12 protein-coding genes are annotated in these 15,750 nt (G+C 36.0%); 10 read left to right on the forward strand and 2 right to left on the reverse strand.

Going from position 1 to position 15,750, the window contains the following annotated elements:
• Positions 1-49: 49 nt before the first annotated feature.
• Complete coding sequence (locus DLK05_RS03780) at positions 50-1,150, forward strand: AI-2E family transporter (protein WP_127342653.1); 1,101 nt, start codon at positions 50-52, stop codon at positions 1,148-1,150.
• 663 nt (positions 1,151-1,813) lie between these two features.
• Here the strand turns inward: DLK05_RS03780 and DLK05_RS03785 are convergent.
• Complete coding sequence (locus DLK05_RS03785; protein WP_127342654.1) at positions 1,814-2,731, reverse strand: NAD-dependent epimerase/dehydratase family protein; 918 nt, start codon at positions 2,729-2,731, stop codon at positions 1,814-1,816.
• 439 nt (positions 2,732-3,170) lie between these two features.
• Positions 3,171-3,530, reverse strand: coding sequence for a phosphoadenosine phosphosulfate reductase family protein (locus DLK05_RS17440; RefSeq protein WP_209319695.1), 360 nt, complete (start codon positions 3,528-3,530; stop codon positions 3,171-3,173).
• A gap of 468 nt (positions 3,531-3,998) precedes the next feature.
• On the opposite strand from DLK05_RS17440, the gene DLK05_RS03795 reads away from it, so the two are divergent.
• The 9 genes from DLK05_RS03795 to DLK05_RS03835 all read left to right on the forward strand — a co-directional run bounded on the left by DLK05_RS03795 (position 3,999) and on the right by DLK05_RS03835 (position 15,745).
• Positions 3,999-5,153, forward strand: coding sequence for a cytochrome c3 family protein (locus tag DLK05_RS03795; protein ID WP_127342655.1), 1,155 nt, complete (start codon positions 3,999-4,001; stop codon positions 5,151-5,153).
• A gap of 55 nt (positions 5,154-5,208) precedes the next feature.
• A complete protein-coding gene (locus tag DLK05_RS03800) occupies positions 5,209-8,193 on the forward strand; it encodes a 4Fe-4S dicluster domain-containing protein (protein WP_127342656.1) in 2,985 nt (994 codons plus the stop codon).
• 10 nt (positions 8,194-8,203) lie between these two features.
• On the forward strand, positions 8,204-9,574 hold the full coding sequence (nrfD, locus tag DLK05_RS03805; RefSeq protein ID WP_127342657.1) for an NrfD/PsrC family molybdoenzyme membrane anchor subunit: 1,371 nt from the start codon (positions 8,204-8,206) through the stop codon (positions 9,572-9,574).
• A gap of 5 nt (positions 9,575-9,579) precedes the next feature.
• Positions 9,580-10,101, forward strand: coding sequence for a DUF3341 domain-containing protein (locus tag DLK05_RS03810; RefSeq protein ID WP_127342658.1), 522 nt, complete (start codon positions 9,580-9,582; stop codon positions 10,099-10,101).
• 20 nt (positions 10,102-10,121) lie between these two features.
• Positions 10,122-11,285 (forward strand): quinol:cytochrome C oxidoreductase, encoded by a 1,164-nt coding sequence (locus DLK05_RS03815; protein ID WP_127342659.1) that lies wholly within the window; start codon positions 10,122-10,124, stop codon positions 11,283-11,285.
• A gap of 23 nt (positions 11,286-11,308) precedes the next feature.
• Positions 11,309-12,286, forward strand: coding sequence for a c-type cytochrome (locus DLK05_RS03820; protein ID WP_127342660.1), 978 nt, complete (start codon positions 11,309-11,311; stop codon positions 12,284-12,286).
• Between the two features lie 369 nt (positions 12,287-12,655).
• Entirely contained in the window at positions 12,656-14,626 is a 1,971-nt protein-coding gene (gene nosZ, locus DLK05_RS03825; protein WP_127342661.1) for a Sec-dependent nitrous-oxide reductase, read from the forward strand.
• Positions 14,627-14,732: 106 nt separating this feature from the next.
• The gene (locus DLK05_RS03830; RefSeq protein WP_127342662.1) at positions 14,733-15,311 is read left to right on the forward strand and encodes a hypothetical protein; all 579 of its coding nucleotides are present in this window, start codon (positions 14,733-14,735) and stop codon (positions 15,309-15,311) included.
• A complete protein-coding gene (locus DLK05_RS03835; protein ID WP_127342663.1) occupies positions 15,308-15,745 on the forward strand; it encodes a nitrous oxide reductase accessory protein NosL in 438 nt (145 codons plus the stop codon). The genes DLK05_RS03830 and DLK05_RS03835 overlap by 4 nt, the downstream gene beginning before the upstream one ends.
• Positions 15,746-15,750 lie beyond the last annotated feature (5 nt).

The following is a 15,750-nucleotide window of genomic DNA, read 5'->3' on the forward strand; positions in this document are numbered from 1 at the left end:
CTTACATTTAAACTTCGTAAGAAAATTGCTGTCTCACAAATCTATTGGTATGAACGGAAAAGGAAAATATGTATTGGTTGCTTTGGGTTTGATTCTTTTTGGGCTCATGGTTTGGTATTTTAGTAATATCGTTGCCTATATCTTAATAGCTGTTGTATTATCGTTTATTGGCAGGCCGGTGGTCGATTTCTTAAATAAATTAAAGATTAAAAACTGGAGGTTTCCATCTGCATTATCTGCTGGACTTACTTTACTGCTTTTGTGGTTTGTGATGGTTTTATTTTTTCGGACTTTTATACCTCTAATAGCATCGCAAGCCAAGGATTTATCGAATATTGATGTGAATGCTGCTATGCAAAGTCTGAATGAACCGATACAGAATTTGGAAGCAGTTATTGCTAAATATTCTACCGAAGGCGAAGCATTTCATCTAAAAAGCGTTCTCGTAAAAAGTTTTTCTTCCTTCATAAAAGTTTCTGATATATCTTCTATTTTTAGTTCGCTCGCCGGTACTTTGGGGAATATTTTTATCGCATTGTTTTCCATTTCCTTTATTACTTTCTTTTTCTTAAAGGATAGCAGTTTGTTTGCCGAAGGAGTAGTACTCCTGGTTCCTGCCAAGCACGAGGATGGCGTTCGTCATGTGTTAGATTCTATTAAAAATTTGCTTATGCGATATTTCGTAGGACTATTTTTTGAGGTTATCCTGGTTGGATTTTTAGTTACCATGGGGCTAACTATTGTTGGCGTTAACTTTAGTACTGCAGTGGTGATAGGCTTGTTTGCCGGAATGATGAATGTAATTCCATATATCGGTCCGATTATAGGAGCCACCTTTGGAATTATCATCGGTTTGGCCACCAATTTACATGCCGATTTTTATACACAGATATTACCTCTTTTGGGATATATGGCCATTGTGTTCGCCTGTGTTCAGGTTATTGATAATATTCTGTTTCAGCCATTAATCTATTCCAATAGCGTGAATGCACATCCATTGGAGATTTTTATTGTAATCATCATGGCGGGTAGCCTTGCCGGGATTATTGGTATGATGCTGGCTATTCCTGCCTACACTATTTTAAGGGTTATTGGCAAGGAATTTTTTAACAGGTATCGTTTTGTAAATAAATTAACCAAGAATATTTAGAGAGAGTTATGCTTTTTTTTTTGTTAAAGCATAACTCAAATAAGCCAAGCACGGCGATATTATAGCAAAGAATAGTTTCTGATGCTTAGTGATTTTATCGATGTGTTTCTATCCATTTTTGAAAAATGGCTCCGATTGACGGTTAGAAAAAAAATATTTTTTTTTTGCTTCGCATGGCAATCAGAATGATTTAAAAATTTCAAAAATGGCTTTGCATGACGATCAGGGCGATTTAATAACTTCAAAAATGGCTTCATATGACGGTCAAGCGAATTTGCAAGCACGAAAATGGCCTAGCACAATGGTCAAAGCGAATTTGCAAGGCAGAAAATGACTTAGTACAATGGTCAAAGTGAATTTGCAAGGCAGAAAATGACTTAGCACAATGGTCAAGTGAATTTACAAGGCAGAAAATGATTTAGCACAATGGTCAAAGCGAATTTACAAGGCAGAAAATGACTTAGCACGACGTGTAAGGACTAAAATCAAAAATAGAAGTTGTTTCCCTAGTTTGCTTTTCTAATTTTCCATACTGATTTTGGAGTTTGTTCCATAAAATGTGTCAAGCAGAAGTTTAGTAAATATCCCTATTTTGGTGATAAAAAAGAAAAGTCGATTCCAAATCAGGATCAACTTTTCAGATATATTTTATCGTAACCTTATCTAAATACTAGAGCTTTTGAAATGACCCTTAAGAATCCTTAATTCTTCTTCAAAGCTCAAGTCATCGCCTTTATAAAGTTTCATGATTCTTTCATCCCGCACCACTTTTTGTTGTGGCAATTCCAAATGCTGATTGGTAAATATCATTTCCATATCAGGATTTTGAGCCTGTAAAACTTCTACTACATCCATGATCGATTTATTGTAATCTACCAAATTATACACGCTGGAATCTACTTTTCCGCCAATCAGATTGGCCAGAATGTCAACGGTTTTATCCAAAGAAATAAAAGGTCGATTTTGGTTACCACTGCCATGTACCGAAATTCTTCCTACAAAATGAGAATCAAACATCAGCCTATTCACAATTCCGTTCATTTTCATGCTCACGCCATAACCAAATACATTTCCCAAACGAATAATTTGGGTATTGATTTTTGACATGATACGTTCGGCATGCTGTTCTCCGCGTAACTTCGAATTTCCGAGTGAGGTGCTTGGTTCCGCTATCGAAAACACATCAAATTCCTGATCAGAATATCCGTAAACAGTGGTAGAACTCACATAAATCAACTGCTTTACATCACTTTCTTCGATGGCATAAATTAGTTCTGCAGTTCCCCAATTATTCACTTGTTCGTGCAAATGATGCAACTTATCGTTATCCGATTTTTCGGCTGCCAAATGATAAACCACATCAATATTTTTAATGATTTTATCCAGCGTTCTAGAATCCAGCAATTCTCCTTTCACAAATTTTACTTTTCCTGGTTTGATCTGGGAATGGAGGAATAAATTATAGTTTTCCTGGCTTAAATTATCGAATATCGTAATTTCTTTTACCTCAGGATTCTTATTTAATTGGATGCAAAGCTCGGTTCCGATATACCCGGCTCCACCTGTAATCAATACTCTCATCGTGTGTCTGTTTATTTTTTAATATCGTGTTGGTTATTGTGCTTGGAGAGTTACGGATAAGCCATCCGCGAAGCTCTAATTCTATTTTCTTAGCTTGCTATCTAAGATACAAAACCTGTGCTTTAGATAAAATTATTACTTTCCTTTCTTTACTACCAAATCGGTATTTAGGCCATATTCTGTTTTTTTTCATTCCAAACCATTTGGCACTTCGTTCGTCGCCCAAAACCATTTTATGAGAACAAGGTTCGCAGCCGATACTATCGTATCCTTTCGCTTCAAGTGGATGTCGGGGTAGATTATATTCTTTTATCTAGCGGTAATTTTCCGGTTTGGTTAAATCCAATATCAGATGAAAACGAATCACATCATGAGGTGCTGCTTGTTCTACTTCCATTGCTTTACGCACAGCTGACTGAAAGGCCCGAACGCCGTTAATCTAAATATCATGATCGGCCAATAATCCATCCAGTGGTTGTACTTTATTAAGAAAACAACAATAATCAGGATCCGAAGTAAACAGAAAATTTCCTTTGGCATCTTTTTGTTGCGCTTTCGGAACTGCTGATTTGGCATCAATAATATTCAAACCAAACTGCTCGGCAATTTCATCTTTAAACCGTATGGTTTCCGGGAATAAAAATCCGGTATTGATAAAATAAACTGGAATCGTATTATCTATTCGACTAATAATATGCAGTAATACTAAGCTATGAGATTGAAAAGATGAAGTTGTAAACATCTTTTTTCCCTCTGATTTATATTGTTGTAATTTCTCTTTTATCTCTTCAAAATTCATTCGAATTTCTGTCTTTTATCTGATTGATTGGTTCGGTTCAAACCAGTGGTTTTGCCTTAATAATTGGTTGGTAAAGATACTATAGATATTGCAAATCGGTCTTGCGATGAGGTTTGATCGTGTGCTTGATTACAGCTTTTAAAATAAGAGGACACAAATTAGCAGGCGCAAATTCTTTTTCATTTTTTTTAATATCACGGAAGTGCTTAAAACCTTAGTAAAAGATACGTTTATCTGTTATTGGCTTGTGTGACATTTCGCTTTCACTTAGAGTATTGATGTGAATTATTCGTTTTAATTGTTATATTTGATAGAGAGCGAGTCACTTAGAGAGGATTCTAGTCTCTGTTGCTTTTTGAAAATTTGGATAGAACGATTGCTGGGAGAAGATAGGAAAAGCAAGCACAAGGAATAGAACAAATCATTTTAGTCTATTATATAACCTTATCTGTACTAAAAGCCCGACCTATGAGTAAACTATACAGATTACTTTTTGCCCTGGTTTTAAACTTTCTGTTGATCAGTCCTTATGCATTATTCGCAAATCCACAAGATTCGGTGGAACAAGTCAAGCAAGAAGGACATCATGTAGCCTACTTTTTGACTTCAAAACTGAGAGGGGAACGACTGTTCAAAGGATTGACTCGTGTACCAACGAGTACCAAAGCATGTATTTCCTGTCACAATGTGGAATACATCGACACCTTTAACTGGAATCCTTCTGCCAGAGATATAGCCGGAACCTTTGCCGATAAACCCATAAGTGATTACAGAAAGGTGCTTTTAAATCCATTGGGTAAAAAAATGTCAGAATCTCATGTTGACTATACCTTTACGGATGAGGAGTTGGAATATATTAAAACCTATCTGGGCGAGATAAAGGAAAATAGTAGTTATACCCGAAAGCCTAACATTAATAGCATTATAATTTTCTTGTTTTTGGGAGCATTAATTACCCTGTCTCTTATTGATTTGTTCTTCACTAAAAAGATCAAATATAAGTTTATTCCGATTTTGATCTTTATGCTATCCTTTGCTTATCAAATTCAGATGTTAACAGAAGGAGCTATGGCATTAGGACGTAAGCAAAATTATGCACCCGACCAACCAATTAAGTTTTCTCATAAAACCCATGCAACCAATAATAAAATTGATTGTCGGTATTGTCATACAATGGTTGATGATAGTAAATCAGCAGGTATTCCTCATGTGAGTTTATGCTTGAATTGTCATATGATAGTACGAGAGGGAACGAACTCAGGTAAATTCGAGATTAACAAAATTCATGTTGCCATCGAAAATAATACGCCGATAAAATGGATTCGTATTCATCAACTACCCGATCATGTATTCTTTAGTCATGCACAACATGTGAATGTAGGAAAAAGAGAATGTAAGGAATGTCATGGGACTATCGAAGAAATGAATGTAGTGAGGCAGGTTAATGATTTATCCATGGGATGGTGTTTGGATTGTCACGACAAAACTGCGGTTGCCTTCCAAACCAACGGATACTATTCCTCTGGATTTAAAAAACTGCATGAGGATTTAGCAACCGGAGTTATCGACACCGTGCGAGTCAAAGATATTGGTGGACGAGAATGTGCTCGTTGCCATTATTAGTATAAGAATATAGTCATTAAGCTTTCATCGTCTCATTTTTGATAATTGTTTACCTATGAAGAAACATTGGAAAAGCCTTGCTGAACGAAATACAAAATCTGATACTCATTCAAAAAATGATATACCTAAAGGTAATCTGGAACAGCTTCTGGATATTTTTGACGGGGATCAGTCTGCTTCGAAATCCAATCGACGAGACTTTTTAAAGCTTTGTGGTTATAGTTTGGCAATTAGCACGGTGCTGGCAAGTTGTGAAAACTCAGTTCAGAAAGCTATCCCTTACCTTATCAAGCCTGAAGAAATTACTCCAGGGAAGGCAAATTATTACGCATCGTCCTATGTTAATGGTAGTGATTATTGCAGTATTCTGATTAAAACACGCGAAGGTCGGCCTATTAAAATTGAGGGTAATGATTTATCGGTTGTCAGTCATGGGGGAACTAGTGCCAGAGTGCAAGCTTCTATTTTGGGTTTGTATGATACCAACCGATACAAATTTCCAAAAATTGAAGATACGAAGGCAAGTTGGGAGGAGTTAGATCAGGAAATTAGGAAGACTCTTGAAGCATTTAAGAATAGTAATGAAAAACTTGTTCTACTAACGCCTAGTATTTACAGCCCATCTAGCAGACAAATAATTAAGGCTTTTCAACAGGCTTATCCCAACATCGATTGGATACAATACGACAGTAGTTCCTCATCGGCAATGATTCAGGCAAATGAAATGTGTTTCGATAAGACTGGTATCTCTGAATATCGGTTTGATAATGCCGATCTGATTGTAAGTTTTGATGCTGATTTTTTGGGCAATTGGCTCGATTCGGTGGAGCATATTCGTCAGTATAGTAAGAAACGCAAATTAAGCGATGCTAATACTAGCATGTCCCGGCATATTCAGTATGAGTCCCGATTATCCTTAACCGGTAGTAATGCTGATTATCGGATTACTGTGAAACCATCCGAACAAGCTTTATTGATGGCTCAATTATATAATGAAATACTGATATTAAAGGATAAGGATAATTATCAATTGACGGATTCTTCAGAAGACATAAAAGAATTGGCAAAGGAGCTTTGGAAAAACAAAGGGAAATCATTGGTGTTAGCAGGGGAGAACGATATAGACAAGCAAGTGCTGGTTAATGCCATCAATTTTGAATTAGAAAATTATGGAATTACGCTGCGAGTAGATAAACAGCTAAAAACTAAGCAAGCCAAAGATGAGGATATGGAAGACTTACTATCCGATATGAAATCCGGTAAGGTGAAAGGTTTGCTTTGCTATGATGTGAATCCTGTATTTGATTATTACAAAGGATCTGAATTGGCTCAAGCGATAAAAAAACTTCCTTTCTCGGTAGCTTTAAGCAAAGAACCCAACGAAACATCTGATCTATTCAATTATATCGCTCCAGATAATCATTATTTAGAAAGCTGGAACGATTTGGAACCACGAACCAGCCGCTATAGTCTAATGCAGCCAGGAATTCGACCTTTATTTGATACACGACAATTTCAGTCCAGTTTATTGGCTTGGATGGGGAAGGAAACAGATTATTTAAAATATATTCAAAATTACTGGGAGCAGAATATGTATCCGCTACAGGCTGCATATCCAAATTTTATTTCTTTTTGGCAGCATACCTTGCAAAAAGGAGTTTTTGAGCCTAAGACTGACTCTGTTTTTGATACTAAATTCAGCCATCAAAATATGGATGAATTGATGAGTGAAATCTCAAAATTATCGGCGAGTGATGGTGTGGAATTACAGGTGTATGAGTCGATAGCTATAGGGAATGGAAGTATGGCAAATAATCCTTGGTTACAAGAGTTACCAGATCCAATTACAAAAGTATGCTGGGACAATTATCTTACGATTTCTCCAAAACAAGCTGCCGAATTAGACTTGGAAACTGGTGATGTTGTAGAACTCAATTCCAAAGCCAAATTTCCTGTTTACATTTTACCGGGTCAAGCTAATAATACAATTGCCATAGCTTCTGGTTATGGAAGAACTGTATGTGGTGTTGTTGGAAAGAATGTAGGAGTTAACGTTGCGGAATGGATAAGCTTTTCAGGGCAGACCCGCCAGAATATAACAGGAAATGTAAAGCTTCAAAAGACAGGTGAGAAATATGAGTTAGCTATGACACAAACACATCATTCCATGGAGGGGAGAGCTATTGTGAAGGAAGCAACATTGAGCGAATATTTGAATAATCCTGCTGCAGGCAATGAAGTGGATCATGAATTTGATAATGCAGGAATATACGAGAAACCTAATTTTCCGGATCATCATTGGGGATTAGTTGTTGATTTGAATTCTTGCGTTGGATGTGGAGCTTGTTCTGTGGCTTGTCAGTCGGAGAACAATGTTCCTGTTGTAGGCAAAAAGGAGGTGATTCGTGCTCACGAAATGTCATGGATACGTATCGATCGTTACTTTTCAGGAAATGAAGACAATCCGGAGGTATTCTTTCAGCCGGTAATGTGTCAGCATTGCGATAATGCCCCTTGCGAAAATGTTTGTCCTGTCGCTGCAACTACTCACAGTAGCGAAGGTTTAAATCAAATGGCTTATAACCGTTGCATTGGTACCAGATATTGTGGAAATAACTGTCCCTACAAAGTTCGTCGTTTCAATTGGTTTGATTTTACAAAAGCGGATTCCATTCCAAACAACTTACACGATATTGCTGAGATGACTATTGATTTGAAAAGAATGGTTCTTAATCCTGATGTCGTGATTCGTGCCAAAGGAGTGATTGAAAAATGCTCCATGTGTGTGCAAAGGATTCAGGATGGTAAATTAAATGCCAAATTGAAAGGAAAGCCGGTTAAGGATGGGGAGATAAAGACTGCTTGTCAGCAGGCATGTCCGTCGGGAGCAATCATATTTGGAGACTTAAATGATAAGGAAAGTCAATTGGTGAAGGAAACAACCAGTAAAAGAAATTATCATTTACTGGAAGAGATTCATACACTTCCTTCGGTGAGCTATTTGACGAAGATTAGAAATAAAATATCGAATCAAACCTAAATTCACGCTTATGTACGTGTCGCCTATTCGAGAACCTCTAATTAGAGGACAGAAGACTTACAAAAAAATAACGCAGGATATTGCGGCTCCTATTGAAGGAAAACCAGGTAAGGCTTGGTATGCAGGAATCGCATTAACGGGTTCGGCTCTTTTATTTGGTTTAGCCATGATAGGATATACCATTTGGGAAGGAATCGGAACATGGGGACTGAATAAAACTATCGGATGGGGTTGGGGAATCACCAATTTTGTGTGGTGGATTGGAATTGGTCATGCGGGTACCTTTATCTCTGCTATATTGTTATTGTTCCGACAAAAATGGAGAACCAGTATTAATAGATCTGCTGAAGCCATGACCTTGTTTGCAGTTATATGTGCCGGATTGTTTCCCTTAATTCATATGGGTCGGCCTTTACTGGCCTTTTTTGTATTTCCCTATCCCAATACTCGTGGGCTTTGGGTGAATTTTAACTCGCCATTACTTTGGGATGTTTTTGCAATAAGTACTTATTTTACAGTATCATTACTTTTTTGGTATGTTGGTTTAATTCCTGATATAGGCACAATTCGTGATCGGGTAAAATCCAAACTAAAGAAATGGATTTATGGATTATTAAGTTTTGGTTGGACTGGATCTGCCAAACATTGGCAAAGGCATGAATCAATAAGTTTAATTCTAGCCGGTTTAGCTGCTCCTTTAGTCTTATCTGTACATAGTATTGTGAGCATGGACTTCGCCACTTCTGTGATACCAGGTTGGCATACTACTATTTTTCCACCCTATTTTGTTTCAGGTGCAATCTTCTCAGGATTTGCTATGGTGTTGACACTATTGATTATCACCCGGAAAGTTTTAAATCTGGAAAACTACATTACGGTAGGGCATGTTGAATCGATGAATAAGATTATTATAGCCACTGGATCAATTGTTGGAATTGCATACTTAACAGAGCTTTTTATGGCTTGGTATTCTGGTGTGGAGTACGAACAATATGCATTTATGAACCGAGCTACAGGTCCATATTGGTGGGCATATTGGATCATGATGAGCTGTAATGTAATATCTCCTCAGTTATTGTGGTTTAAAAAATTGCGGCGTAGCCTTGTGTTTACTTTTATCTTATCCATTTTTATCAATATAGGAATGTGGTTTGAGCGTTTTGTGATTATTGTAACCTCTTTACATCGTGATTATTTACCATCTAGTTGGGAAATGTATAAGCCTACTATTGTTGAGGTGGGGATTTTTATAGGAACCTTAGGTCTGTTTTTCACACTTTTCCTTTTGTTTATCAGGGTATTTCCTGTCATCGCAATTGCCGAAGTTAAAGGAGTGTTAAAAAGTTCAGGCGAAAAAAATCCTAAATCTGATAAAAACTGAACATTATGAGAAGATATATATCAGCATATTTTGAAGATGAGGGAAATCTTCTAAGAGCAGCAAAAGACCTTAAGGAAAATAATATTTCCATTCAGGATGTATTGACTCCATTCCCTGTGCATGGGTTGGATTCTATTTTGGGATTTAAGAAATCACTCATTCCTACTGTTGGATTTATATCCGGAGCTATTGGAACAATGGTGGCTTTTGGATTTCAAACTTGGGCATTTACAGTTGACTATCCATTATTTATAGGAGGAAAGCCTCATTTTGCTATTCCTTCTTTTATCCCAATAACTTTTGAGCTCACTGTATTGTTTGCGGCTTTTGGGATGGTATTCGCTTTTTTAATTCGATCAAAATTGGGGCCTGGAGCAAAAAAGACAATACATGATGAACGTATCACTGATGATCATTTTGTTATCATTGTTGATTTGGATGAATCAGGAAGTCAGGACGGAAAGGTGAAAGATATTTTATCGAAGGAAGAAGCACAGGATATAAAAGTGAAAGAGATTGAATTGTAAATTAACAAAAGCATATAAAAATGGCTAATAATTATACATTCACACGAAAAACTCAATATTGGATAATGTCCATAGTAGGAATTGGTATTTTGCTGCTAATTGTTGGATATTTTATCAATACTCCAAGTCGACAGGAATTGTGGACAAATATTTTGATCAACAATCTGTTTTTTTTATTTATTGCTTTATTTGGTGGAGTTTTCCAAGCACTTCATAAAATTGCTTATTCCGGTTGGCATACTGCTTTACAACGTATTCCAGAGGCCTTAACCAGTTTCCTGCCAATCGCTGCAGCTCTAATGTTCTTACTTTATTTTGGAATGCATGATTTATATCACTGGTCACATGAAGGATTGCACGATCCTATTTTGGAGGGTAAAGCAGCTTATCTGAATATTCCGTTCTTTTTTATAAGAATGGCAGTTTACTTTTTAGGATGGATTGGATTGACTTATTTATTGAGAAAGAATTCTTTACAACAGGATACTATCTCCGATTTGCGATATTACAGAAGAGGTAAGTTCCTTGCTGCCATTTTTATGGTGTTTTTTGCATTATCAAGTTCTGCTATGAGTTGGGATTGGATCATGTCGATTGATGGACATTGGTTTAGTACCTTATTTGGGTGGTTTGTTTTTATTGGATTATTCGAAATAGGAATTGCAACTATCATTCTCATGATAAGCTTCCTAAAAATAAAAGGATATCTTGAATTTATTAATAAAGAACACATTCATGATATGGGTAAATATTTATTCGCCTTTAGTATATTTTGGATGTATCTGTGGTTTTCTCAATATCTATTGATTTGGTATAGCCATATTCCTGAAGAAACTGCATATTTTGCACCACGATTACATGATTTCACTATATTATTTTTTACCATTCTTGTCCTTAATTTTGTCATTCCTTTTTTTGGTTTGATGACAAGGAATTCGAAGCGAAACCTGAAATGGTTAACTGTAATGGCAATTGTGGTGCTCTGTGGTCAGTGGTTGAATATTTACATGCTCGTTATTCCTGGAACAATCGGAAAAACGGCTCAAATAGGTGTTGTTGAAATTGGTTTTGTTTGTCTTTATCTGGGAGGATTTCTTTATGTTGTTTTTTCTTCTCTAGCAAAGGCACCCTTGTTAAGTAAAAATGACCCTTTATTAGAAGAAAGCTTCCACTACGAAACCTGATTCACTATTAAAAATCCAACCTTATGAGAAAATATATTTCTTATTTACTAACGCTTCTGTTTTCCTTTGGAATTTTCACTTCTTGTGATAAGGATAGAAATCATCCGGGATATTCTTATTTCCCTGATATGGTGCAATCTCGTGCATTTGAACCATATTCCGAAAACCCAAACTTTAAGGATGGACAATCGCTTCGTTTGCCACCCCCGGGCACTATACCTCGGGAAATAATTCCTTATCATTTCGAAAAGACATTGGAAGATAGGGCATTGGCAGGAAGAACCGTTTTTAATCCTGATAAAATGAAGATTAGAGATGTTGCTGCGGGGAAAAAATTATATAAAATCTATTGTTACAATTGTCATGGTTTAAAGGGGAATGGAAAAGGATTTTTATTTACAAGTGGCAAATATCCATATCAACCAAGAAGTTTGGTTACAGATATCCTGAAAAATACACCAAGAGGTGAAATATTTCATGTTATTACCGTTGGTTTTGGAGTTATGGGAGCGCATGGACCTCAGATAAAACAAAAAGACAGATGGAAAATAATTGAATATATTAAAGTGAAGCTACAAGGTCATAAATTAGGAGAACGGACTCTGGCAGTTGCTAAAACCAGTCCAAAAGAAAGTTATGCCGAATTTGAAGCACGCTTAGCAAAGCTATATTCCGGAAGTAAAGGAATAGGTTCTGTAAAATCTGTGAAACTTGGAACCTTAAATCTTAGTATGGCTCAAGAAGGTGAAAAAATTTATAAGCAGATGTGTACTAGCTGTCACAAACCAACTAAGAGATATATTGGTCCGGCACCTTTAGGAATATTCGATAGAAGAACTCCTGAATGGATTATGAATATGATTTTGAATCCTAATGAAATGGTAAGCAATGATCCAATAGCAAAAGAATTACTTAAGAGATATGTTTCTCCTATGGCAGATCAAAATCTGACCACAGAGGAGGCAAGAAAGGTTCTTGAATACTTTAGAACAATTAAATAATTGTAAAAATATTAAAATTCGTTTCCATGTTTGGAGATAAATTTTAAATGTTTGAATTAAAAAACTAAATCAAATTACGTAGTTTTCATTGTTTCTGAGTAAGGGAGGTTGATGGAAATTGTGTTAATCAGATAAAAAGACTAGTAACTCTCTTAAATATATTGATTCTAGGTGTTTATTTGCGTAACTTTTTGATTCATATGTTTATTGTGGGGAGGGATTGGGTTTTCCTAAAGAATTGTAACTCTATTTTGAAAGATTTGTTGATGTAGGAAGAGTGTGGAGTAATGCGAAAACTAATATAGTAATGAAGTAGAGTACTATCATTGAATTTTCAATCAATTGCATACTAATTTAATTCTTACTATTATGAATAAATATTATTTTAAGAGAATAGCTTTCCTATTCGTTGTGGCTTTTGTTTTTACTGCTTGCCAAAGTGGATCGAACAAACAATCAAAGGGTGCATTTGGAGATAGTGATGTCGCGTCAAAGGTTTATGTCCCTCCTGGACAGTATGATGAATTTTATGCTTTTTTTTCCGGAGGATTTAGTGGTCAGGTAAGTGTTTATGGTTTGCCTTCTGGTAGGTTATTAAAGGTAATTCCTGTATTCTCAGTAGATCCGGAGAAAGCTTACGGATTTAATGAAGAAACAAAACCAATGCTAAATACTTCTTTTGGTTTTATTCCTTGGGATGATTCTCATCATCCTGAATTATCTCAAACGGATGGAGTACCCGATGGCAGATGGTTATTTATCAATGGAAATAATACCCCTCGTATTGCCAGAATTGATCTAAAAACTTTCGAAACTGTTGAAATTCTGGAAATCCCCAATAGTAGTGGAAATCATAGTTCTCCATTTATTACAGAAAATTCTGAATATTTGGTTGCAGGAACACGCTTTAGTGTACCTATTCCTCAAAAAGACGTTGCTTTAAAAAGCTATAAGGAAAACTTTAAAGGAGCTTTGAGTTATATAAAAGTTGGTAAGGATGGAGAAATGAGTATTGCATTTCAAATTCTTGTTCCCGGATATGATTATGACTTGGCTCATTCCGGAAAAGGAAAATCACACGGTTGGACTTTTTTTACTAGTTATAATACAGAAGAAAGTAATACGCTACTTGAAATCGGAGCTTCTCAAAAAGATAAGGATTATATCGCTGCTGTAAATTGGAAAAAAGCAGAAGAATATCTTGCTGCCGGCAGATTTAAAACCTTTCCTGCAAATTATGCGCATAATACATACAGTGATGCTACACATTCAGCAAAATCCGAAATGCTTAAGGAAGTGAAGGTTTTAATACCGGAAGAATGCCCAGGTTTAATCTATTATTTACCAACACCTAAATCACCTCATGGTGTTGATGTGGATCCATCGGGAGAATATATTTGTGGTAATGGTAAATTATCATCAGATATTACGGTGCATTCGTTCACTAAAATGTTACAGGCTATTAAGGACGATAATTTTGACGATGAAGTGGATGGCATTCCCATTATAAATTATGAAGCTGTGCATGCTGGTTCGGTTAAGAGTAGTGGATTAGGACCTTTGCATACAGAATTCGACGGTAGAGGAAATGCTTATACTTCCTTTTTTATCTCTTCGGAGGTTGTGAAATGGAAATTAGGAACTTGGGAGGTGTTAGATCGTGTTCCTGTATATTATTCTATTGGCCATTTAATGATTCCTGGAGGAGATTCTAAAAAGCCATTCGGTAAGTATTTAGTTGCCTTAAATAAAATCACTAAGGATCGTTATCTACCAACAGGGCCTGAACTTTGTCAGGCAGCTCAACTTTTTGATATATCAGGTGATAAAATGAAATTATTACTTGATTTCCCAACAATTGGAGAACCTCATTATGCTCAAGCTATACCAGCTGAAATTATAAAAAATAACTCCGTTAAATATTATAAACTAACGGATAATAAACATCCATATCATATTAGTTCTGAAGATGAGGCCAAAGTAACCAGAGAAGGAGACAATGTTCATATTTATATTAGTTCGATAAGAAGTCATTTCGCTCCAGATAATATTGAAGGTGTGAAGGTTGGAGATAAAGTATATTTTCACCTTACAAATTTAGAACAGGACTGGGATGTACCTCATGGCTTAGGAGTTATGGGTGCCAAAAATTCTGAGATTCTTGTTATGCCTGGTCAAACAGAAACATTACTATGGAAGCCACAACGTCCTGGCGTATTCCCATTCTATTGTACTGACTTTTGCTCGGCTCTGCATCAGGAGATGCAGGGATATGTAAGAGTTTCACCAAAAGATTCAAAGGTTCCTATTAAGTGGAGCGTAGGAGATTTTGAAGAATAAATATTCTTGACGATTCTAAGCCGGAAGAAGATTAAGAGTTCTTCCGGCTACAATTTATTTCGTCTAATTAAGTGAATAAATCCATTATGATAGAAATATTAACTAAATGAAAAATAAATCAAGAATTTTAATGATTCTGGCAGCAGTTATGCTATTGGGATTATTCTTTTCTCCTTTATGGAAGATCCGTCTCGAAGCACCTCAATATCCGAATGGTGTGAACATGTATATTTGGATTAATCAAATAACCGGTGATACTCCAAGCACCTTGCAAAATATTAATATTTTAAACCATTATATAGGAATGGAATTCATTAAACCTGATTCTATCCCTGAACTAACCTATTTCCCTTTTGTAATTATCGGTATGGTATTATTGGGAATTGGTATTGCCTTTACCAAGAAGCGCAAGTTATTCGTCTTTTGGGGAGTTATATTAATGATATTAGGTGCATTAGGGATTTATGATTTCTATTTATGGGAATTTAATTACGGACATAATTTATCTCCAACTGCTCCAATAAAAATTCCGGGAATGGTATATCAGCCTCCGGTATTTGGTTCAAAAATGTTATTGAATTTTAAGGCCATCTCCCTTCCTTATTATGGGTCTTTATTTCTTGTTCTTTCAATGATATTTAATATCTTATCCTATAGTCTCAACTGGAAAAATTGGAAAAAATGAACAAATTATTATGGATTTTTATCCCAATATTGATCTCTTGTCAGCCAAAACAACAAGTTATTCATTATGGTCACGATGAGTGTCACTATTGTAGAATGATGATCATGGATAAGCAATACGGCTCGGAATTGGTATCTAAAACATCAAAAGTCTATAAGTTTGATTCGGTTGAATGCTTGATCGATTTTCTACAGCAAGATGAATTTGACGTAAAGGATACAGCTTTAGTGATGGTAACCCCATATGATGAGCCAGGTGCACTGATGCCAGCAAAAAGTTGTTATTTCTTACATTCTAAAAATCTGCCGAGTCCGATGGGAATGTATCTAACCGCTTTCAAATCGAAAGATGCTGCACTTGCAACGCAAAAAAAGTTGGGAGGAGAAGTAATGGGTTGGAAGGAATTATACAGTGGTTTTAAATCTTTAAAATAAATCGA

Origin of the sequence: Ancylomarina longa, from assembly GCF_003996985.1 — a bacterium.
Classification (GTDB): domain Bacteria; phylum Bacteroidota; class Bacteroidia; order Bacteroidales; family Marinifilaceae; genus Ancylomarina_A; species Ancylomarina_A longa.